The organism is Pleomorphomonas diazotrophica (assembly GCF_002844595.1).
GTDB classification, from domain to species: Bacteria; Pseudomonadota; Alphaproteobacteria; order Rhizobiales; family Pleomorphomonadaceae; genus Pleomorphomonas; species Pleomorphomonas diazotrophica.
On record NZ_PJNW01000002.1, the window covers coordinates 578,779 to 599,200 of the forward strand.

The 20,422-nt window shown below is 64.3% G+C and carries 18 protein-coding genes; 10 read left to right on the forward strand and 8 right to left on the reverse strand.

Annotated elements, in window-relative coordinates; all coding sequences use genetic code 11:
- Positions 1–3: 3 nt before the first annotated feature.
- Positions 4–2,115 carry an ATP-dependent DNA helicase RecG gene (recG, locus tag CXZ10_RS03610; protein WP_101287560.1) on the reverse strand — a complete coding sequence of 704 codons (2,112 nt, stop codon included), beginning with the start codon at positions 2,113–2,115 and terminating at the stop codon, positions 4–6.
- Between the two features lie 377 nt (positions 2,116–2,492).
- Between recG and CXZ10_RS03615 the strand changes: the two genes are divergently transcribed.
- The 5 genes from CXZ10_RS03615 to CXZ10_RS03635 all read left to right on the forward strand — a co-directional run bounded on the left by CXZ10_RS03615 (position 2,493) and on the right by CXZ10_RS03635 (position 5,586).
- Positions 2,493–3,284 (forward strand): TatD family hydrolase, encoded by a 792-nt coding sequence (locus CXZ10_RS03615; protein WP_101287561.1) that lies wholly within the window; start codon positions 2,493–2,495, stop codon positions 3,282–3,284.
- Positions 3,281–4,108, forward strand: a complete 828-nt coding sequence (locus CXZ10_RS03620) for an MBL fold metallo-hydrolase (RefSeq protein WP_101287562.1) — start codon at positions 3,281–3,283, stop codon at positions 4,106–4,108. Before CXZ10_RS03615 ends, CXZ10_RS03620 begins: the two co-directional genes overlap by 4 nt.
- A 244-nt stretch (positions 4,109–4,352) precedes the next feature.
- Positions 4,353–4,514 carry a DUF3563 domain-containing protein gene (locus CXZ10_RS03625; protein WP_101287563.1) on the forward strand — a complete coding sequence of 54 codons (162 nt, stop codon included), beginning with the start codon at positions 4,353–4,355 and terminating at the stop codon, positions 4,512–4,514.
- Between the two features lie 297 nt (positions 4,515–4,811).
- Positions 4,812–4,967 carry a DUF3563 family protein gene (locus CXZ10_RS03630; RefSeq protein ID WP_101287564.1) on the forward strand — a complete coding sequence of 52 codons (156 nt, stop codon included), beginning with the start codon at positions 4,812–4,814 and terminating at the stop codon, positions 4,965–4,967.
- Positions 4,968–5,430: 463 nt separating this feature from the next.
- Complete coding sequence (locus CXZ10_RS03635) at positions 5,431–5,586, forward strand: DUF3563 family protein (protein ID WP_101287565.1); 156 nt, start codon at positions 5,431–5,433, stop codon at positions 5,584–5,586.
- A 146-nt stretch (positions 5,587–5,732) separates the two neighbouring features.
- On the opposite strand, the gene mazG is transcribed toward CXZ10_RS03635, so the two are convergent.
- Both mazG and CXZ10_RS03645 read right to left on the reverse strand, forming a co-directional pair.
- On the reverse strand, positions 5,733–6,566 hold the full coding sequence (gene mazG, locus CXZ10_RS03640; RefSeq protein WP_101287566.1) for a nucleoside triphosphate pyrophosphohydrolase: 834 nt from the start codon (positions 6,564–6,566) through the stop codon (positions 5,733–5,735).
- Positions 6,567–6,652: 86 nt separating this feature from the next.
- Positions 6,653–7,363 carry an HAD family hydrolase gene (locus CXZ10_RS03645; protein ID WP_101287567.1) on the reverse strand — a complete coding sequence of 237 codons (711 nt, stop codon included), beginning with the start codon at positions 7,361–7,363 and terminating at the stop codon, positions 6,653–6,655.
- A gap of 88 nt (positions 7,364–7,451) precedes the next feature.
- Between CXZ10_RS03645 and CXZ10_RS03650 the strand changes: the two genes are divergently transcribed.
- The 3 genes from CXZ10_RS03650 (at position 7,452) to CXZ10_RS03660 (ending at position 11,374) form a co-directional block, all read left to right on the forward strand.
- A complete protein-coding gene (locus CXZ10_RS03650) occupies positions 7,452–8,168 on the forward strand; it encodes an HAD family hydrolase (protein ID WP_101287568.1) in 717 nt (238 codons plus the stop codon).
- A 269-nt stretch (positions 8,169–8,437) separates the two neighbouring features.
- Complete coding sequence (gene guaB / locus CXZ10_RS03655; RefSeq protein ID WP_101287569.1) at positions 8,438–9,943, forward strand: IMP dehydrogenase; 1,506 nt, start codon at positions 8,438–8,440, stop codon at positions 9,941–9,943.
- A 114-nt stretch (positions 9,944–10,057) separates the two neighbouring features.
- Positions 10,058–11,374: an RsmB/NOP family class I SAM-dependent RNA methyltransferase gene (locus CXZ10_RS03660; RefSeq protein WP_101287570.1), complete on the forward strand. Its 1,317-nt coding sequence runs from the start codon at positions 10,058–10,060 to the stop codon at positions 11,372–11,374.
- A 9-nt stretch (positions 11,375–11,383) separates the two neighbouring features.
- On the opposite strand, the gene CXZ10_RS03665 is transcribed toward CXZ10_RS03660, so the two are convergent.
- The 3 genes from CXZ10_RS03665 to CXZ10_RS03675 form a co-directional block, all read right to left on the reverse strand.
- Complete coding sequence (locus tag CXZ10_RS03665; RefSeq protein ID WP_101287571.1) at positions 11,384–12,556, reverse strand: MFS transporter; 1,173 nt, start codon at positions 12,554–12,556, stop codon at positions 11,384–11,386.
- 173 nt (positions 12,557–12,729) lie between these two features.
- Complete coding sequence (locus CXZ10_RS03670; RefSeq protein WP_101287572.1) at positions 12,730–13,521, reverse strand: TOBE domain-containing protein; 792 nt, start codon at positions 13,519–13,521, stop codon at positions 12,730–12,732.
- A 90-nt stretch (positions 13,522–13,611) separates the two neighbouring features.
- Entirely contained in the window at positions 13,612–15,204 is a 1,593-nt protein-coding gene (locus CXZ10_RS03675) for an MBL fold metallo-hydrolase (RefSeq protein WP_101287573.1), read from the reverse strand.
- A 179-nt stretch (positions 15,205–15,383) separates the two neighbouring features.
- Between CXZ10_RS03675 and CXZ10_RS03680 the strand changes: the two genes are divergently transcribed.
- Both CXZ10_RS03680 and CXZ10_RS03685 read left to right on the forward strand, forming a co-directional pair.
- Positions 15,384–16,391, forward strand: coding sequence for an SLAC1 anion channel family protein (locus CXZ10_RS03680; protein WP_180335844.1), 1,008 nt, complete (start codon positions 15,384–15,386; stop codon positions 16,389–16,391).
- 87 nt (positions 16,392–16,478) lie between these two features.
- A complete protein-coding gene (locus tag CXZ10_RS03685) occupies positions 16,479–17,426 on the forward strand; it encodes a nucleoside hydrolase (RefSeq protein WP_101287575.1) in 948 nt (315 codons plus the stop codon).
- A gap of 24 nt (positions 17,427–17,450) precedes the next feature.
- On the opposite strand, the gene CXZ10_RS03690 is transcribed toward CXZ10_RS03685, so the two are convergent.
- Together CXZ10_RS03690 and CXZ10_RS03695 are read right to left on the reverse strand one after the other, a co-directional pair.
- Positions 17,451–17,996 (reverse strand): DUF2087 domain-containing protein, encoded by a 546-nt coding sequence (locus tag CXZ10_RS03690; RefSeq protein ID WP_101287576.1) that lies wholly within the window; start codon positions 17,994–17,996, stop codon positions 17,451–17,453.
- A gap of 160 nt (positions 17,997–18,156) precedes the next feature.
- Entirely contained in the window at positions 18,157–20,421 is a 2,265-nt protein-coding gene (locus CXZ10_RS03695; RefSeq protein WP_180335845.1) for a putative bifunctional diguanylate cyclase/phosphodiesterase, read from the reverse strand.
- Position 20,422 lies beyond the last annotated feature (1 nt).

Sequence of the window (20,422 nt, forward strand, 5' to 3'; positions counted from 1 at the left end):
CGCTCAGCCGGCGCGGATCAATCGTACCGCCTCGTCGCGGCCGAACAGATAGAGCAGCAGTCGCAGCGCTTCTCCACGTGGGCCGGCGAGACCGGCGTCGCGGGCGAGCAGCAGGGCAGCGTCGTCGCGAGCGGTTTCCATCAGCGCCCCGTGGTGCTCGGCGCGCACGAAGCGGAAGCCGGGCATGCCGCTCTGTCGCGTGCCAAGCAACTCGCCACCGCCCCGGAGCTTCAGATCCTCCTCGGCGATGCGGAAGCCGTCCTCGGTGTCGCGCATCACGTTCAGCCGCGCCTTGGCCGTTTCCCCCAGCGGTCCCTTGTAGAGCAGCACGCAGGCTGACGACTTGTCGCCGCGTCCGACCCGGCCGCGCAGCTGGTGCAGTTGGGCGAGGCCGAAGCGTTCGGCGTGTTCGATCACCATGATGGTAGCGTCCGGAACATCGACGCCCACCTCGATCACCGTGGTGGCCACCAGAATATGCGCCTCACCGGCCTTGAAGCGGGCCATGGCGGCGTCCTTCTCGGCCGCCTTCATGCGGCCGTGGACCAGGGCCACGTCGTCGCCGAAGTGTTGCCGGAGGTCGGCGTAGCGTTCCTCGGCGGCGGCAAGGTCGATGCTCTCGCTTTCCTCGACCAGGGGGCACACCCAGTAGACCTTGGCGCCTTCCAGGCGGATGGCCGAGCCGATGCGCCCGACGATCTCGCCGATGCGCTCCTGCGGCACGGTGACGGTGGCGATCGGCTTGCGGCCGGCCGGCTTCTCGGTGAGGCGCGAGACGTCCATGTCGCCGAAATAGGCGAGCATGAGCGTCCTGGGGATGGGGGTCGCCGTCATGACGAGGAGGTCGGTGGTCGAACCCTTGGCCGACAGCGCCAAGCGCTGGTGGACGCCGAAGCGATGTTGCTCGTCGACGACGGCCAGCGTCAGGTTGCTGAACTCGACCGTCGACTGGAACAGGGCGTGAGTGCCGACGACGATGTCCACGTCGCCCGCGGCGATCCGCTCCAGCGTTTCGCGCCGGCCTTTCCCTTTGTCGGCGCCGGTCAGAAGCGCCAGCCGCAGGCCGGCCGCCTCGGCAAGGCCCGACATGGAACGGGCGTGCTGGCGGGCCAGCAGCTCGGTCGGCGCCATCACCGCCACCTGACCGCCGGCCTCGACGGCGGCGGCGGCGGCAAATAGAGCCACCATGGTCTTTCCCGAACCGACATCGCCCTGAATGAGCCGCACCATGCGCGAAGGGGCGGAGAGGTCGGCGACCGCGTCGGCGATGGCCGATTCCTGCGACGCCGTCAGATGAAAGGGCAGGGCGGCGCGGAGACGGCGGGCGATGTCGCCGGTTGGCAGGCGCGGCCGGCTCGTGACGCCCTTGAGCTGCCGGCGGACCAGGGCGAGGGCCAACTGATTGGCGAGCAACTCGTCATAGGCGAGGCGCGTCAGCGCCGGGCTTGGCTGATCGGTGGTATCCGGTTCTTCGGGTTTATGGAGGTGTCGCAGCGCCTCTGCGAAGGTTGGCCAGCCTTCGCGGCGGCGATGGGCTTCGTCGAGCCATTCCGGCAGGGATGGAAGACGGCTGAGCGCTGCATCGGCAAGGCGGGCGATCAGACGGCCGCCGACGCCTTCCGTCATCGGGTAGACGGGTTCGATCCGAGGCAGCTTGTCGGCCTCCGCCTCCAGGACCACGTGGTCGGGATGGCTCATCTGTAGCGTGCCGTTGAACCGTTCGACGCGCCCGGACACGAGCACGGTTTCGCCCAGCGGATACAGCTTTTCCAGCCAGCCCTTGTCGGCGCGGAAGTAGGTGATGGTCAGTTCACCGCTCTCGTCATGGACGGAGATGCGGTAGGGCGCCCGCGATTGCGGTGGTGTCGGGCGATGGCGATCGACGTGGACCCGCAGCGTGACGATCGCGCCTTCGGGCGCCGATTCGACCAGTGCCTCGTGGCTGCGGTCGATCAGACCGGTTGGGATATGGAAGAGAAGATCGAGCACCACGGCGCCACGCGCCGCTTCGCCGGCTGGGCCCACCAGTTTCTCGAGCTTGGGCGCCGTGCGCGGCCCGACGCCGGGAAGCGAGGTCAACGGCTGGAACAACGGGTTGAGGAGATCGGGACGCATGGGGGGATGCTAGAGCATCCGCCCGAAAAGTTGCAGACTTTTCGGATCGGCGGATGCTGATAGGGGCGCGCATCCGCCCGAAAAGTTGCAGACTTTTCGAATGGTCGCTGGGGCTGGTTCCAGCCAAAAAAAGGACGCCCGAAGGCGCCCAAGAATCTGGCCGGCGAAAAAGCCGACGGCTGTCAAACGCCATAGGTCAAATTTACGGTTGAGCGGCTGAATGGGTGCCGCAACCGCAGCTTTCCTATCTTCCGCATATAAGAGTTTTGTGACGACCGGCGCCCAGCGCCTACCAGCCCGACCGTTGCCGCTGCTCGACAGGGACGGAGCAAGCGGCTATGTCGGAACAATCCATTGTCTTTTTGCGTTCAGATACAATGATCGTCGACAGCCACTGCCACCTCGACTTTCCCGATTTCGCCGGCGAAACCAACGCGCTCATAGCGCGGGCGGCGGCGGCCGATGTCGGGCTCATGGTGACGATCGGCACCCGTGTGCGCGACTTCGCCAAGGTCCTGGCGATCGCCGAGGCGCACCCTGAGGTCTATTGCACGGTGGGGACCCATCCGCACGAGGCGGAGAAGGAAGCGCATGTCGGCGTCGACGAGCTGGTGACATTGGCCTCCCACCCGAAGGTCATCGGGATCGGTGAGGCCGGGCTCGATTACTACTACGATTCCTCGCCTCGCGACGTTCAGAGTGCGGTCTTTCGCCGGCATATCGACGCGGCACGGCGCACCGGCCTGCCGCTCTGCATTCATTCGCGTGACGCCGATGACGATATGGCGTCTATTCTGGAGGAGGAAACGGCGAAGGGCGCCTTCCCGATCCTGTTGCATTGCTTCTCGTCCGGTCGCGAGCTGATGGAGCGGGCGGTGGCGCTGGGTGCCTTCGTGTCCTTCTCCGGCATCCTGACCTTCAAGCGGTCCGACGATCTCAGGGACATCGCCAAGGATGTGCCAGCCGATCGCCTGCTGGTCGAGACCGACGCGCCCTATCTGGCGCCGCTGCCCTGGCGCGGCAAGCGCAACGAGCCGGCCTATGTCGCGCATACGGCCAAAGTGCTCGCCGAGGTGAAGGGCGTCACGCCGGCCGAGATGGCCGAGACGACGACGGCCAACTTCGCCCGGCTGTTCGCCAAGGTGCCGCGCGAGGTCTTCGCGTCATGACCGAACGCTTGCGCTTTACGATTCTCGGCTGCGGTGCCTCGCCCGGCGTACCGCGCATCGGCAACGATTGGGGCGCCTGCGATCCCAACGAGCCGCGCAACCGACGTCTCCGGTCGTCGCTGATGGTCGAGCGGATCGGTGAGGATGGCGGGATCACCCGCATCATCGTCGACACCGGCCCGGATTTTCGCGAGCAGGTGCTGCGGGCCGGGGTGGGCGAGGCCGACGCCGTGCTCTACACCCACTCGCATGCCGACCATATCCACGGCATCGACGAGCTCAGGCAGTTCTTCCACAACAGCGGCCACCGCGTTCCGGTGTATGCCGACGAAACGACAACGGCCCGGCTCAAGGATGCCTTCGGCTATTGTTTCGAGACACCGCTGGGCTCTGGCTATCCGCCCATCGTCGCCGAGCATCGCGTCGATGTGGGCGTGCCCTTCTCCATCGGAGGCAAGGGCGGACCGATCGAGGTGATGCCTTACACGCAGATGCATGGCGACATCCACACCATCGGCTATCGCTTCGGGGGGCTCGCCTATTCCTCCGATGTCAGCGCCATGCCCGATGAAAGCTGGCGGCTTATCGAGGGGGTAGACGTGTTTGTCGTCGATGCGCTCCGTTATCGGCCGCATGTCAGCCACTTCTCGGTGGATCAGGCGATCGAGGCTGGTCATCGCGTCGGCGCGAAGCTGATCGTGCTCACCCATATGCATCACGACCTCGATTACAGAACCTTGGCCTCCGATCTTCCGGACGGGGTTATGCCATCCTACGACGGCATGGTGATCGAGAATGGCTCGGTGATCGACGTCTCCGCTTGACGCGAGGTTGGTGACGTTACGGAAGGTTGCGGCCGATGCCGCGCTTTTGCCATGCCCAGACCCAATTGAAGCGATCATGAAGAAAGAATGGCGCGATTCCGAGCGCCGTGCATGGCTGACTTGCGCCGTCGGTCTTGGTTCGACTACGACGAAAGTATATATGAAGTGTCGTGACGATGAGCTGAGCGTCCAGACCGGGCGATCACGCTATCGCCGATCCGTATCGTTGAGAAAAGAGAGAGTCATGTTCGGTCCGCTGAAGAAGGTCGCCCGCGTCTTGCACGTTCCCACTGTCGAGGAGCGCGAGTTGCGGTACCTGAGCGCTGCCGGCGACCGGATCGAGCTCGAGTACCGTCAGCGCGAGATCGATCGCGGACTGTTCCGGCGGGGCCCCTACGGCCTTTGATTGGACGGTTCGGTCCGCAGGACTGGAACCGGCAAGATGGAAAGCGCTCCAAAGCCCTGACAGGCCGGAGCGCTTTTGTCATATCTGGGAGGCCGATGTTTGTTTCTTTCACGGGTGAAAGTTTATCTGAAGACCATCGATAGTTCTTCTTAAGATCGGCTTTCGCGTGGCGCATGGCGGCGTTGCGATATCCGCGCTGGTACTATCAGCAAAAATAGCTAGGTTTGACTTGCAAGAGCAAGAAACGAACGCCGGAACGAAGATGATCCCGGCGGCACCCAGAGAAAGGATGCAGCTATGTTTGCCAACCTGAAGAAGGCCTTCCGCTCCGTCAGCACCTCCGAACGCGAGGCAGCCTATCTTAATGAGGCTGGTGACCGCATCGATCTCGAGCTTCGCCAGCGTGAAGTTGATCGTGGCCTGTTCCGCCGGAACCGCAACCTCGGGCTCTGATTTAACGCTTTGATATGATATAGAAATCGCCGACGTTTAGACACGCCGGCGATGGGTGAAACTAAAAGGGAGGATCAGGCGAACCCCAGGGCCTGGGTCCTCCAAGGCGGATTTCCTGACCGACTGACGAGCGCCCGCATGGCTTGATTGCCCGGGCGCTTTTGTCGTTCTGCCGGCAGGCGCCACGTCACATGCTCCCGGCGCTTGGTGCGACCGTTCGAGACCTTGCGGGCGTTAACTGCTCGTTAAGTTTTTCTGCGCTTGGCGAAGTGGAATGAAGTTCCTCTGAAAGCCAGCGAAAGAAAATCTGTTGAGACCAATTCGCAGGATGCATGAGCGGCATGCAACATTCGATCTGGTCCAAAGTACAGAATGCATTATCTTCATAAGCGTCAGGACAGAGGAACGGATCGCTGGGTCCTGAAGAAAAACCGGCGGTTCGTGGATCGAAAAGGAAGATAAAATGTTCACTCAGCTTCGCAAGGCCGCCCGCGCCCTTCGCCCCGCCACCGCCGCCGAACGTGAAGTCGCCTACCTCAACGAGGCCACCGACCGCATCGACCTCGAGTATCGTCAGCGCGCCGTCGACCGTGGGATGTTCCGCAATGCCGGCTTCTGATCGCCGCCACATCGATCCCGTCATAGGGATCGCTCGCCAGTTGCCCCGGACCACGAGCCGCAGGCTCGAAGACGGTCCGGCCCCGAGAGGATTGTGAAACCCGGCCCTCGTGCCGGGTTTCTCGCATTTGAGGGGCTCTCGAACCGTCAGCCCTCGGCCTTGGCGTCCTGCCAGAGCGCTTCCATTTCCTCGAGCGTCGCCTCTGCCGGTCGTCGTCCTGCTTCCTCAAGCTTCCGCTCGATATAGGAAAAGCGCTTCCTGAACTTCTCGTTGGTTGCCCGCACCGCCGCCTCCGGATCGATGTCGAGATGACGGCCCAGATTGGCGAGTGCGAACAACACGTCGCCGAGTTCGGCCTCGATGGCGGTACGCGCCTCGGCCTTCTCGCTTTCCTCCCGGTCGGCCCGATCCATCTCCGCTTCCAGTTCGTCGAGTTCCTCGCGAATCTTGGCGAGCACTGCGCGCGGGTCGTTCCAGTCGAATCCGACCGTTCCGGCCCTCTGTTGCAACTTGACGGCCCTCAGCATGGGCGGCATGGCGATCGACACGGTGTCCAAGAGACCCTTTGGCAATTCGCCGCCGTGACGCGCCGCCTTCTCGGCCTTTTCCTCAGCCTTGATCTTCTCCCACAGGCCCTTGACGAGATGGGGCGTGCGCGCCTCTTCCGGCCCGAAGACATGGGGATGGCGACGGATCATCTTGCGGGTCACGGCTTCCACCACGTCGGGGAAGGCGAAGGCGCCTTCCTCCTCGGCCATGCGGGCGTGGAAGACCACTTGCAACAGAAGATCGCCCAACTCATCGCAGATATCATGCCGGTCGCCACGGGCGATTGCCTCGGCGACCTCGTAGGCCTCCTCGATCGTATAGGGGGCGATGGTCTCGAAGGTCTGCTGCAGGTCCCAGGCACATCCTGCCTCGGGGTCGCGCAGCCGAGCCATGATGTCGATCAGGACGGATATGTCGCGGCCGGGCTGCATGGCGGGACTCCTTGGCTGTGCGGAAGGCGGCGCGAGACTTCGCGCGGCAAGACGCGCAAGTCAACGCCTCACGCAAACTTGCCGCCTCAGGCGGTGAGATGGGGCGCCAGAAAGGCTGGAAGCTCTCCGATGTCGGCGAGACAGGCGTCGGCGATCGGTTCGAGCGTCGCCACGTCGCCGGTACCGCTCAGGACGCCGATGACCAGACCTGCGCCGGCGTTGCGCCCCATGTCGATGTCATGGCTGTTGTCGCCGACGACGGCGATTTCCGACGGTTGAAGATCGAGCGCGGCAGCAAAAGCCTGGACCATGCCGGGACCGGGCTTCACGCCATACCCGCTGTCGTAACCGGCAATGAAGGCAATGTGCAGGGCGAGGCCTAGGTGATCCAGCATAAGCCGGATGGACGCTTCATTGTCGGAAGAGGCGATGCCTAGCGTCAGACCCATCGCTCGGAGAGCCGAGAAGCAGGCGTCGAGGTTGCCGATCGGCACCGAACCGGTGGCCGAAGCGGTGAACAAGGCGTCGAGCCGGCGGGAAAGATCCTGAAGGGGAAGAGGACTTCCCGCTTCCACCCAAGCCTCGGCAATCTCGATGGTGTGGGCGGCGGCAAGCAGGCTGCCGGGCCTTGTCACCATGCTGGTGCTATCCATGCCGCCGAGGGCGAGAAATCGCTCAGCCAAGGCGCGATCTCCGGCCGCCGCCAGCTCGGCGGCGGCGAGATTGATAGGTCCCCAGGTGAGGTGGTAGTCGAGAAGGGTTCCATCCTTGTCGAACAGAACGGCCCGAATCGGCATATCGGATCCTTGCGGATTACAGCGGATCGCTCTCCTTAATCGGAGCGTGCCGCGTCGGCAATCGAGACTTCGAGCGGAGAACGGAGAGATGGTTCAAGCTGCAGTCACCACTCTTGGCTTCGATGCCGACGATACGCTTTGGCAGAACGAGCAGTTCTTTCGTTACACCGAGGGGCGCTTTCTCGACCTCCTCACCGACTTCGGCGATCGGGCGACCTTGTCGAGCCGATTGTTCGCCGTCGAGAAGCGCAACATTCCCGTCTACGGTTTTGGCATCAAGGGTTTCGTGCTGTCGATGATGGAGACGGCGCTGGAGGTGAGCGACGGCCGGCTGGATCAGTCGGTGATCTCGGGCATATTGGCCATGGGACGGGAGATGCTGGGTCATCCCGTCGAACTGCTGCCGGAGGTGCGTGAGACCTTGGAGGCGCTGGCGGATCGCTATCCGCTCGTTCTCATCACCAAGGGTGACCTGTTCGACCAGGAACGCAAGCTCACCGCATCGGGCCTCGCCGATCTGTTTCACGCCGTGGAGATCGTCTCCGAGAAATCCGCTTCCACCTATGCTCGCGTGTTTGCCGCCCGTGGCGATGGGGCGGACAAAGGGCTGATGGTCGGCAACTCCTTGCGTTCCGACATCTTGCCGGCGCTCGAGGCCGGAGCCTATGCCGTGCATATTCCGCACGATCTGACCTGGACCTACGAGCACGTCGACGAGACGGTCGAACACCCACGCCTCTTCATCGAGCAGAACATTCGGAAAGTCGTGGACGTAGTTGAAAAGATTAACGGAAATTGCGCTTGACTCAGACTTTGATTCCCAAACTTCATATGGTGATTCCGGTGCTTCTCGCGGATGCACTTCACTTCGTGCACTGATTCAAGCAGCCCGGCTATCGGTCCGCGCTTTCGCGTAAGTATACCAAAGTCGCGCTTTTGCCTTTGCCAAACGCCGTACCCGTGGTAGAGACCACCGCCAACTTCATTCGGTGATGAGTGCTTGCCCCGAGTCGCGAAACGCGATTTCGGACAGGCGTATTTTCATTTCGTCGCCCCGAGCCCAAGGAGTTGGTCATGGCCTCATTCTTCGTTCCTTCTGCCGGCGGCGATCTTGCGCTGACGTTCGATGACGTGCTGCTGATGCCGGGTCATTCCGAGGTCCTGCCTGCCGATACCGACGTTCGTACCCGGCTCACCCGCACCATCGAACTGAACATACCGCTGCTGTCGTCGGCCATGGATACGGTGACCGAGTCCCGTCTTGCCATCGCCATGGCGCAGGCCGGCGGCATGGGGGTCATCCACCGCAATCTCGACGTCGAGACCCAGGCCGAGCACGTGCGACAGGTCAAGAAATTCGAGAGTGGCATGGTGGTCAACCCGGTGGTCATCGGCCCCGAGGCGACGTTGAAGGAAGCGCTCGACCTCATGAAGGGGCACAACATCTCCGGCATTCCGGTGGTGGAGAACGCGGGAGACGGCGGCCGCACGCATGGGCGCCTGGTCGGCATTCTGACCAACCGTGACGTCCGCTTCGCTTCCGACCCCAATCAGCGCGTCTATGAGCTGATGACGCGGGAGAACCTCGTCACGGTGCGCGAAGGCGTCAGCCACGACGAGGCCAAGCGGCTGCTGCACCAGCACCGCATCGAGAAGCTGCTGGTGGTGGATTCGGCCTATCAGTGCGTCGGCCTCATCACCGTCAAGGACATCGAGAAGGCCCGGCTCAATCCCAACGCCGCCAAGGACGACCAGGGGCGTCTCCGCGTCGCTGCCGCCACCACCGTCGGCGACAAGGGACATGAGCGCTCGCAGGCGCTGATCGATGCCGGCGTTGACGTGCTGGTGGTCGATACCGCCCACGGCCATTCGGAGTATGTGCTGAAGGCCGTCACCAAGGTGAAGAAGTTGTCCAACCACGTGCAGGTGATCGCCGGCAACGTGGCCACCGCCGACGGCGCCAAGGCGCTGATCGATGCCGGCGCCGACGCCGTCAAGGTCGGCATCGGCCCGGGTTCGATCTGCACCACGCGTATCGTCGCGGGCGTCGGCGTGCCGCAGCTCACGGCGATCATGGAAGGCGTCGAAGCCGCGCGTGACGCCGGCGTGCCGGTCATCGCCGACGGCGGCATCCGCTTCTCCGGCGACTGCGCCAAGGCACTCGCCGCCGGCGCCACGGCCTGCATGATCGGCTCGCTTCTGGCCGGCACCGACGAAAGCCCGGGCGAGGTCTATCTCTACCAGGGCCGCAGCTACAAGAGCTACCGCGGCATGGGCTCGGTGGGTGCCATGTCGCGCGGCTCGGCCGACCGCTACTTCCAGGCGGAGGTGCGCGACCAGCTGAAGCTGGTGCCGGAGGGTATCGAGGGACAGGTGCCTTACAAGGGGCCGCTTGGCTCTGTCGTCCATCAGCTTGTCGGAGGTGTTCGCGCCGCCATGGGCTACGTCGGTGCCAAGACCATTCCGGAGCTGCAGGAGAAGGGTCGGTTCGTGCGCATTTCTTCGGCCGGCATGCGCGAGAGCCATGCCCATGACGTGACCATCACCCGCGAGAGCCCCAACTATCCCGGCGCTGCCTGAGGTCTGGGATCAGGGCCATATTGCCGCATTCAAGACGGCCGCAGGGCTTGCTCCCGGCGGCCGACTGTTTATATGTCTGCAACAAGATTGGACGGGCAACCGAAGGATATCGCTATGAGAGACGGCGGCAGGATCGCGGCGGCGATCGAGGTGCTGGGGGATGTCGAGCGCACGCGGCGTCCGGTGCAGGATGCGCTGAAGGACTGGGGGCTCACCCACCGTTTCGCCGGCTCCAAGGATCGCAGCGCCATCGGCAACCTGGTGTTCGATGTGTTGCGCCGCAAGGCATCGCTCGCCGCCATCATGGGCTCCGACAGTCCGCGGGCGCTAGCGCTGGCCGCCGCGGTGCGCCTCTGGGGTCGCAACGTATCTTCCCTGGACGCACTCTTCGCAGAGGACAAGTTTGCGCCTGCTTCGCTCACTGACGATGAGCGCGTCGCGCTGTCCTCGGGTACCGTCCCCGCCGATGCCCCGGATTGGACGAAGGGCGACTATCCCGAATGGCTGGCCAGCTCTCTGGACCGCGCCTTCGGGGATCGCGTGGTGGAGGAGGGCGAGGCGTTGGCCGGCCGGGCCGACGTCGACCTGCGCGTCAACACGCTGAAGAGCGAGCGCGAACAGGTGCTGGCCGGCCTCGACCACCTCAAGGCCGTGACGTGCCGCTGGTCCCCCGTGGGCATTCGTATTCCGGCGGTCGACGGTGATCTCCGGCCGGGTCACGTCTCCTCCGATCTCGCCTACAAGAAGGGCTGGTTCGAGGTTCAGGACGAGGGCAGCCAGCTCGCTGCGCTGATCGCCGCGACCGGTGGCGGCCGGCAGGTGATCGACCTGTGCGCCGGGGCCGGCGGCAAGACGCTGGCGCTATCGGCCGCGCTCGGCAACCACGGCCAGATCTACGCCTATGACAGCGACAAGCGCCGGTTCGGCGATATTCTCGACCGTATCGATCGCTCCGGCAGCCGCAACATCCAGATCCGCGAGCCGCGCCGCGACCAGGATGTGCTCGGCGACCTCGCCGGCAAGAGCGATCTCGTGCTGGTCGATGCTCCGTGCACGGGCTCGGGCACCTGGCGCCGGCGGCCCGATGCCAAGTGGCGGCTTGCTCCGGGTGCGCTTGACATCCGCCTCAAGGAACAGGCGGCGGTGCTCGACAACGCGGTGCGGCTGGTCAAAACAGGCGGCCGTATCGTCTACATCACCTGCTCGGTGCTGCCCGAGGAGAACGAGGCGCAGATCTCTGCCTTTTTGAGCCGCACGCCGGCGTTCGCCCTGGGCGATGCGGCCGCCGCATTCAGGGCGGTGACCGGCCAGGACGCGCCAGAGCTGACCCGTCTCCGCCTCGATGGACGGGACGGATCCATGCTGCGGCTCACGCCGGCGCTTACCGGCACGGACGGCTTCTTCGTCGCCATCCTGAACCGGACAGCTTGACAGCGCGCTCTAGGCGCGGGCCGGTTCGGCCTCCTCCGGTGCCTTTCGGTCGCCGGGGCGAAGCGAGCCGGTTAGCATCAGGCTGACGAACAGAACCGGAATGAGGAACATCAGGCCGACGCGAATGCCGAGGAATTCGGCCAGACCACCAATCACCAGCGGACCGGCCAGGAAGCCGAGCACGTAGATCGCCGAGAGGATGGCGACATTGCCGGCTGCCGTACCCGGTATCGAGGTGACAGCGGTCACCGCCATCGGGAAGGCGGTGGAAATGCCGAGGCCGATCATGCCGAAGGCGACGGCGCCCACCCAGAAGTTGGTGGCGACCGAAAGCAGCACGGCGCCGCCCAGGGCGATGGACACCGAGAGCCGACCCAGCATCACCATGCCCAAGCGCTGACGCAACGCGTCGCCCATGAAGCGGCCGGCCGACAGCAGCGCCGCGAAGACGGCGTAGCCATAGCCGAGCATCGACGTCGGTGTGCCCGTCTCGTCGCGCAGGAAAATGCCCGACCAATCGCCCATAGCGCCCTCGGTGACGGCGAAGCCGATGCTGAAAATGCAGACCAAAAGCAAGGCCTTGGGTGGAATGGTGAAGAAGGAGGGCATCGGCGCTTCTTCGGCTTTCGTTTCCTTGACCGGTTCCGCCGGCAACTGGAGCCCGGCCCAGACGGCGATCGGCAGTATGACGGCCACGGAGAGCACCAGCGCCTCGGTCACCGACAAACCGAAGGTGGCCAGTGTCGCGCCGACGAAACTGCCCACACCGATGCCGACGCTCCAGCAGCCGTGGCAGGTGCTCATGATCAGCCGGCCGGCTTCTTCCTCGATGCGCGCCGCCTCGACGTTCATGGCGAGCTCGGCCAGCGCCAGCAGGGCACCGCAGGAAGCAAGGATGAGAAACAGCGAGGGAATGTTGAAGGCGAGCCCCGGCAGGGTCAGGATCAGCAGCATGCCCGCGAAGGTGGCGATCAAGAGGTTGCGGGCGCCGACCACGTGGCAGATGCGACCGGCAAACGGCAGGATCAGAAGGTTGGCGATCGGCATGCCCAGGAGGGCGAGTGCAAGCTCCGCCGGGCTGAGGCCGAGGCCCGCCTGCACTTCCGGAATGCGCGAGAGCCAGTTGCCGAAGACAAGCGGCTCCAGCAGGAAAATCAGCATGATCAGGCGAACTTGGGTCATCGGATCACCGAACGGATGGAGATGGAGCGCAGAATCGATTCAAACCAAGATTTAGCGCCAACTTCCGGCCCATGCCAGATGAGAAAGCGCCATGGACCTCGTTGCCGCAGTATTAGGAAAGGTGGGAGTCAGGATCTGTCAGGATGATGGCCGCACGACACGGGTGGGCGCTGTCAATCGATGGCTATGATGACGTGCCCGGCATCGAACAGCGCAAAGGCGGGGTTACCTTCCGCAAGCGCCAGCGCCTCGGCGGAGCGGGCGGTGATGGAAGCGGCGAGCGATTTGCCGCCGCCAATGTCAAGCACCACTTCCGCATTGACCGTGCCCGTCTCGATGCGTGCGATGCGGCCGGCGATGCGGTTGGCAACGGAGACGGTCGGCGGTTTCGTTCCCGGAGCGATCATCACAAAGGGCGCCTTGATCAGAACGATCGCCTCGCGACCGACAATGAGACCGAGATCCTTGAGGCTGCTGGCCGTGACGGTGGCGTGGATGGTGGTCTCGTCCGAGACGGCCAACGCGACGTCGGCGTTGAGCGCGTCGGCGTCGATGGAGACGATGGTGCCGCGGAGAACGTTGCGCGCCGATGTCCGCATGAAATACCCCGAGAAGAGGTTGAGAGGAGAAATGCCGCTGCCGGCGAGGTCAGGCTCGATCAGGCGAACCACGCGGGCCATCTCCGCCTCCATCCGGCGATAGGCCTCGATCACCTTGGCACCGGCCGGCGTGAGGGTCGCACCGCCGCCCGCCCGGCCACCCGTGCGGGTATCCAGCATCGGCAGGCCGAACAGGTTGGCCAGAGCGTCGAGCCAGTCCCAGGCTGCCTTGTATGTAATGCCGACAGCCTTGGCTCCGGCCGAGATGCTGCCCTCGCGAGCTACCGCCTCCAGGAGGCGGATGCGATCGCCGTTGACCGACGTCGGACCGTCGCTTCTGAGGGTGATCGAGGCATTGATCGGCATGCGGTTCGTCCTTGGCTGCGGGGTCGCCTGCGTCAACAGTCGGCCCACAGCCTTTCTATGCCGGTGCGGCGGCGAGGGGAACTCCTCAAGTCATTCGGCGGCAAGGGCGTCCCGAAGCCGCCGAATGACCTTCGCGCGGGTTCTCTCATCGGCCGCCTTGCCGATCTCCGCCTGGATGTCGAGCAGGAGGCTCTGATAATCGTTGTGCCAGTCGGTGTGACCGACTTGCGCCGGAGCGAGGCGCGGCCTCCTCGCGCTATCCAGGATCTCGACGGCGGCGGCGTGGCCAAGGCGGAACGAGGCGTCGAGGCGCGGGTCGACGAGGCGCTCGCGAGGCAGGCTGTCGGCGAGCCGCGCTCTGAGGCCGCCGATCGCCTTCTCCTCGCCATGCACCATGAACACGGTGCCGGCCACCGGCAGGCGCTTCTTGAGCCAGGTGGCAAGCTCCGGTCCGTCGGCATGGCCGCTGTAAAGGTCGAGCTTGCGGATCCGGGCACGAACGTCGATCTGCTCTCCCTTCATGCGGACGATGGGAGCGCCGTCGGCAAGCAGCCGTCCAAGCGTGCCCGCGGCCTGATAACCGACCAGCAGCACCGTCGCTTCCGGCCGCCACAGCCAGTTGCGAAGCCTGTGGCGGATGCGTCCGGCTTCGCACATGCCCGACGCCGAGATGACGATGTGGAAGCCGTGCATTTGGTCGAGGGCCATCGACTGTTCGACGCTCTCGGTGAAACGAACATGCGGCGAGGCGAAGGCGCGCAACAGCAGGTCGCCATTGTCGAGGCTGCGGGCGTAGGAGCGAAAGATCTGGCTGGCCCGATTGGCGAGCGGTGAGTCGATGATGACGGGGCAGGGCGGCAGTTCGCCGGTCTCGAAGAGATGGACGAGATCGGCCAGAAGCTCCTGCGTGCGTTCCACGGCGAATGAGGGGATCAGCAGGGCGCCGTCGGGGTTGATCGCCGCCTTCACCTCGGCGCGCAATGCCGCCCGGCGCCTGGCCTCGGTCACTTCCTGCCGGTCGGTGTCGCCATAGGTCGATTCCATGACCACGTGATCCCAGCCGGTGGGGGCCTCCGGCTCCGGCTGCAACAGCTTGTTGTCCGGCCCGAGGTCGCCCGAGAACAGAATGCGTACCGGCCGCTCACCGCCGGCCGCCTCCATCTCGACCGACGCCGAACCGAGCAGATGGCCAGCGTTCCACAGCCGGAAACGGATGCCCGGCGCCGCCTCGTGCCACTCGCCAAGCCGCATGGCGCGCATCCGTTTCACCGTTTCCATGGCGTCGAGCAGCGTATAGATGGGCGTGACTTCCTGCCGTCCGCGCCGCTTATTGCGGCGGTTGAGCTGTTCCACCTCCATCTCCTGGATGTGGGCGGAATCGGGCAGCATCACCTTGCAAAGGTCGACGGTTGGGGCTGTTGCGAAGATCGGACCGGTGAAGCCGTCCTTGACCAGCTTTGGAAGGAGACCGGAATGATCGATGTGGGCGTGGGTCAGGATCAAGGCGTCGATGGCGCGAGGGTCGAAGGGAAAGGCGCGATAGTTGAGCTCTTTTTCCGTCTTTGAGCCCTGGAACATGCCGCAGTCGATCAAGACGCGATGCCCGCCGGATTCGACCATGTGGCAGGAGCCGGTAACGGTTTCGGCGGCGCCGTGGAACGTGATGACGGGCTGGCTGGACATCTGCACCTCGGAAGAACAGCCGGACGATGCGCCGGCATTTCCTTCATACTGGTGGCTTGGGCGGACTTGGCAAGGCGGCTTAAGGCCAAGTTTGGTCCGTTAGGCTTTACGGAGCCTTAGCCTCCGCATGTGAGAATGGAAACATGTCGCGGACTTCCCATCCGCGCGAGGAGGACGACATGGCGACCGCCACCCCAACCGACCGTGACGCAGCGGAGCCCGCGGCCGCGCCGGCGCGACCCGACCGCATCGCCCATCTTCCGTTTCCGCTCTTCTCGGCTCCCATGGGGATCGGTGGCCTTGGCCTTGCCTGGCGCGAGGCAACGGCCCATTTCGGCGTGCCGGCCTTTCCCGGTGAAGCGCTGCTGTCGGTGGCGGCACTGATCTGGGTTTTGCTCACCCTTTTGCATATCTGGCGGGAGATCCGCCATCCGCGCGCCCTTTTCGCCGATCTTGGCCAACCGGCCCGCGCTGCCTTTGCCGGCGCCTTCACCATCGGGCTGATGATGATATCGGCCATGCTGATTCCGACGCAGCCCGCCGCTGCCCTCTGGGCGTGGACGGTCGCCGTGTCGCTGCATGTTCTTGTGGCGCTTTTCACGGTGCGCGGGCTGATGCTGACGCCGCGTCATGACCCGATGTCGCTGATGCCGCCAACCTTGATCCCGCTGGTCGGCATGCTGCTGGCGCCGGTGTTCGGCGTCAGGCTTGGCCTCGTCATGCCTTCATGGCTGCTGTTCGGCATCGGCATGATCTTCTGGCTGACCGTGCAGCCGCTACTGTTCCAGCGCATCGCCGCCGGTCCGGTCTTTCCGGAAAAGCTGAAGCCAACGCTGGTGATCTTCCTGGCGCCGCCCTCCGTCGCCTTCCTGTCGCTGGTGGCACTCGAAGGCAAGGTCGACTGGCCGGCGCTGGCTCTGTTCGGCTACGCCTCCTTCCTCGCGGTCGTGTTCCTCACCATCCTGCCGCGCTTCCTGAGAGCCCCGCTGGCACTGTCGTGGTGGAGCTATACCTTCCCCGCCGCGGCCTTCACGGTGGCGCTGTTCACCCTGGTGAGGGCCTATCCCTTCCCCTTTGCCGACTGGTTGTTGTGGGCGCAACTCGCCATTACCTCGCTTCTGGTGCTGGTGGTCGTGCTGGCGACGCTGCTTGGATTGGCCAATGGAAAGCTGCTCGTTTCGGACTGAGCTGCCATGCTCCTAGATTCGGCCGTTGCCTCTAGGTAATTGAACGGATATGGCTGCGGGAGCCGACAGGCCTTTCCGGAGCCCCTCATGGTCAAGTCCATCATCATCGATACAGATCCGTCGCCCGACGATGCCGTTGCCTTCCTGATGGCTCTCGGTTCGCCCGACGATCTGGAGCTCTTGGCGATCACCACGGTCGGCGGAAACGTGCCGCTTTACTACACGACCCGCAACGCACTGAAGGCGCTGGAAATCGTGGGACGGGCAGGCGAGGTGCCCGTCTATGCCGGCGCCGCGGGCCCGATGGTGCGTGTGCTTGAGACGGCCGAGTATGTGCATGGGGCGACCGGTTTCGAGGGCTATGATCTGCCCGACCCGGTGGCCACGGCGGCCGATGGCTTCGCGCCCGACAAGATCGTCGAGCTCGTGATGTCGCGGCCGGAGAAGACGGTAACGCTCTGCTGTCTCGCGCCGCTCACCAATATCGCCTTGGCCATGGCGAGAGAGCCGCGGCTTGCTTCCCGCCTCGAAGGCATCGTGCTGATGGGCGGCGCGCGTTCGGAGGGCGGTAACGTCACTCCGGCGGCGGAGTACAACATCTATGTCGACCCTGAGGCGGCGAAGAAGGTGTTCGAGTGCGGCGCACCCATCGTCATGATCCCGCTCGACTGCACCCACACGGCACTCACCAAGAAGCCCCGCCTCGACAAGCTGCGTGCCATGGGCGGGCCGCACATGGAGGCCTTCTACCACCTTCTCGAATGGAACAAGCGCTTCGACGAAAAGGCCTGGGGCATGGACGGTGGGCCGCTGCACGACCCGACCGTCACGGCTTATCTCCTGAAGCCCGAGCTGTTCCGGGGGCGCCTCGTCAACGTCGAGATCTCCTGCGATGAGCTGACGCGCGGCATGACCGTCGTCGACTGGCATTCGGTGACGAGCCGGCCGAAGAATGCGCTGGTGCTGACCGAGGTCGATGCCGACGGCTATTTCGACCTCGTCATCGAACGGCTTTACGCCGCGCGCAAGGCCTGAAGAAGTCTTCAGCCCTTGCCGTCGTCAAGCTGTGGTGCGGCCAGCGATCCGCCGGATCAGCGCCAGTGCGTCTCCAGTCGGCTTGCGCTCGACGCGCCGATACTCCCGCCCGTCGGGCGTACGCATGACGAGACCGGCATCGATCATCGCACGGCGGATCAATGCGTGGTCGCCGAAGCGATGGTTGTTGCGAATGATCAGGCTGACATCGAACTCGCTGTAGACGGCTCCGGCCTCAAGGCGCGACCAGAGCACCCAAAGCGCCAGGCTCTGGTGGCCATAGCGCGACGGCCAGCGCAGGAGCTGTCCGTCGGCATCGAAGTGGCCCGACACCCGCTCGACCAGAGCGTGGTCGATGGGTTCCGGCGCGGGTGTTGGTTCGGCAAGGCGTTCCTCCGCCAGGGAGGCAGCGCGGAAGTGTTGAAAGTTGCGATAGCCGGAAGCGCGCGCCAGCATGTTGAGGAGCTGAACGTGACCGGGCTTGCCGTCGAAGACGGCGAGTTCCCGTCCGAGGGTTTTTGCGAGGGCCGAAATGTCGGGCGCTGTCAGCGGCAGGATGTCTCTGGACATGGTTTATCCCTGAGCGTGCCGATCATTGCTGATTGTCGCTGGTCGCTGGCTTGCGGCGGGGCACGGGAGGGTGTCCGTCGACTTCCGATAGGAACTGGCAGGTTTAGCTTCCCCGAATGGGGACAGCGACGCCTTGGTGAACTGCCGACCGGACCTTTCTCTAGCTCTGATCGCTCTCGGAAACAAGCAGGGCGTCGAGCGTCTCCGAGCGTAGATTTTGCCGCTTCACGACCGAAACCTTGCTTTCTTCGATCATCAGGCGGGCCATCTCGTCGGCGTCCGCCGGCCGGCCGAGGGCATAACCTTGCAGCGTCTGGCAGCCGAGTTCGGTGAGAATATGTGCCTGCTCCAGCGTTTCGACTCCCTCGGCGACAACACCGATACCCTGCGTTCGCCCGATCTCGACGATCGACCGGATGAGCTGACGCTGGGCCGACGAGGTGGAGACCGCAGCCGTCAGCTGGCTTGCGATCTTGAGGCGCGTTGGCTGCAAGCGCATCAGGCTGACGATCGAGGCGTAGCCGGTGCCGAAGTCATCGATCTCGATGTCGATCCCGAGGTCCTTGATGCCGCGAATGTTGTCGCAGACGACCTCGTCGCTTTCGTCGAGATAAATCGCCTCAGTCAGCTCGAAAGACAGCGTCCCCGGCTCGATCGCCATCGCCCTGAGCATGTCGGCAAGGCGTTCGTCGCGAAGGCGGCCCATCGAGACATTCACGGCGATTCTCGGCACCCGCAGGCCGGCGGAACACCAGCGCCGGCGATGGGCGAGAGCGGTTTCCAGCACCATGTGATCGAGCGTTGGCAGGGCATTGATGTCCTCCGCCACCTCCATGAAGCGTGCAGGGACGAGCAGTCCTTCCGTCGGATGATTCCACCGGAGCAACGCCTCAAGCCCGACCAGCTCGCGCGTCGAGGCATCGAACTGCTGCTGGTAATGGGCGGTGAACTGATTTTCCTCAATGCCGGTCAGGATTTCGTCGGCCAGTCGCTTGGCGCTGACGACTTGCGCCTCCAGAGCTCTCGTAAAGAACTCGAAGCGATTGCGGCCGAGTTTCTTGGCTCGATAGAGAGCGATATCGGCGTCGATCAGCAGCTTGGACGATTGATCGCTGCGAAGATCGCCACAGGCAATGCCAATGGAAAGACCGCTGCGGCACCGAACTTCCCCAAGATCGATCGGGTGGCGGAACCCGGCGATCAGGTTGTCGGCCAAAGTGCGGGCCAACTCTTCAGGCTCCTCGCTGATGCAGACGGCGACGAACTCGTCGCCGCCGATGCGGGCCACCATGTCATCTGGCCGGAACACCGCGCGCATGAGGTCGGCGGCATGCTGGAGGAGGCGGTCACCCGCCGCGTGGCCGTAGGTGTCGTTGACTTGCTTGAAACGATCGAGGTCGATGTGAAGAGCAGCGATCCGGGCCTTGCCCCTCGGTGCGCCGGTGTCCAGACGGCCGAGATGGTCCATGAGATGACGGCGGTTGGGCAGCCCCGTCAGCTCATCATGCAGCGATGTGTGCCGTGCGCGACGATTGGCCTCCTCGAGCTGAATATTGCGGGCCTCGGCCAGCCTCTTGGCTTCGCTGAGCTCATCGAGGTTTCGCCGCCGCTCCGCATAAAGATGGCCGGTAATCAGGATCGGGAGAACCACCAGCGCACCGATGAGGGCGATCATCAGGCGGAAGCTGACGGTGTTGGGTGGCGCCGGCCAGCCGCCTTTCGGCGTGGCCGCGAGTTGCCAGGTGCCGCCGGGGATGTTGATCGTGGCGGTAAGCGGACTTCGGGCCAGCACGTCTTCCAAGCCGAAGAAAATCTCGCCGGCTGCTCCCTTGCCATCCCGTCCGCGTATGGTGAGGTCGAGAGTGAAATCGGCGGCGGTAATGCCGCTGTTGGCATAGAGGCGCTCGATGTCGATGACCGCCGAGACGATCCCCCAGAACACGGGCGGTCCGGCAGGCCGGTCGATAAAGACGGGAAAGCGCCCGACAATGCCGACGCCGCCCTGAACCAGCTCAATCGGGCCAGCAAGGACGAGCTGGCCCGTTTCCCTGGCGCGCAGAACGGCATCTCGCTGGCTGGGCGTCTTTGTATAATCGAGGCCAATCACCTTCTCGTTGCCGATGAGGGGATGGACCATTCGGACGATCATGTCCGGCGCGGCGGCGATCAGACGAAGATCGGAGCCGGCTGCCAGCAGATGCTCGACAAGCGCGCCAAACTCCGCGCTGTCGAGGTCCGGACGCGTGGCCAAAGCCGCCACGATGCCGCGACCGATCTGGATATCGCGGTTGATGTTGCCCTCTAGGCGTGCCCGGATGACAGACAGGCGATCGGCGACAGCGGCGCGGGAGTGTTGCTCGAATATCTGGTGGTTTTGGTAGTCGGCGAGCAGGCCAAGCAGCCCGACGGCAATGAGGGCGATCAAT

Excerpts from the sequence above, each read along its gene's own strand:
- recG (WP_101287560.1), bottom strand. The coding sequence starts at position 2,115 with ATGCGTCCCGATCTCCTCAACCCGTTGTTCCAGCCGTTGACCTCGCTT.
- CXZ10_RS03615 (WP_101287561.1), top strand. The coding sequence starts at position 2,493 with ATGATCGTCGACAGCCACTGCCACCTCGACTTTCCCGATTTCGCCGGC.
- CXZ10_RS03620 (WP_101287562.1), top strand. The coding sequence starts at position 3,281 with ATGACCGAACGCTTGCGCTTTACGATTCTCGGCTGCGGTGCCTCGCCC.
- CXZ10_RS03625 (WP_101287563.1), top strand. The coding sequence starts at position 4,353 with ATGTTCGGTCCGCTGAAGAAGGTCGCCCGCGTCTTGCACGTTCCCACT.
- CXZ10_RS03630 (WP_101287564.1), top strand. The coding sequence starts at position 4,812 with ATGTTTGCCAACCTGAAGAAGGCCTTCCGCTCCGTCAGCACCTCCGAA.
- CXZ10_RS03635 (WP_101287565.1), top strand. The coding sequence starts at position 5,431 with ATGTTCACTCAGCTTCGCAAGGCCGCCCGCGCCCTTCGCCCCGCCACC.
- mazG (WP_101287566.1), bottom strand. The coding sequence starts at position 6,566 with ATGCAGCCCGGCCGCGACATATCCGTCCTGATCGACATCATGGCTCGG.
- CXZ10_RS03645 (WP_101287567.1), bottom strand. The coding sequence starts at position 7,363 with ATGCCGATTCGGGCCGTTCTGTTCGACAAGGATGGAACCCTTCTCGAC.
- CXZ10_RS03650 (WP_101287568.1), top strand. The coding sequence starts at position 7,452 with ATGGTTCAAGCTGCAGTCACCACTCTTGGCTTCGATGCCGACGATACG.
- guaB (WP_101287569.1), top strand. The coding sequence starts at position 8,438 with ATGGCCTCATTCTTCGTTCCTTCTGCCGGCGGCGATCTTGCGCTGACG.
- CXZ10_RS03660 (WP_101287570.1), top strand. The coding sequence starts at position 10,058 with ATGAGAGACGGCGGCAGGATCGCGGCGGCGATCGAGGTGCTGGGGGAT.
- CXZ10_RS03665 (WP_101287571.1), bottom strand. The coding sequence starts at position 12,556 with ATGACCCAAGTTCGCCTGATCATGCTGATTTTCCTGCTGGAGCCGCTT.
- CXZ10_RS03670 (WP_101287572.1), bottom strand. The coding sequence starts at position 13,521 with ATGCCGATCAATGCCTCGATCACCCTCAGAAGCGACGGTCCGACGTCG.
- CXZ10_RS03675 (WP_101287573.1), bottom strand. The coding sequence starts at position 15,204 with ATGTCCAGCCAGCCCGTCATCACGTTCCACGGCGCCGCCGAAACCGTT.
- CXZ10_RS03680 (WP_180335844.1), top strand. The coding sequence starts at position 15,384 with ATGGCGACCGCCACCCCAACCGACCGTGACGCAGCGGAGCCCGCGGCC.
- CXZ10_RS03685 (WP_101287575.1), top strand. The coding sequence starts at position 16,479 with ATGGTCAAGTCCATCATCATCGATACAGATCCGTCGCCCGACGATGCC.
- CXZ10_RS03690 (WP_101287576.1), bottom strand. The coding sequence starts at position 17,996 with ATGTCCAGAGACATCCTGCCGCTGACAGCGCCCGACATTTCGGCCCTC.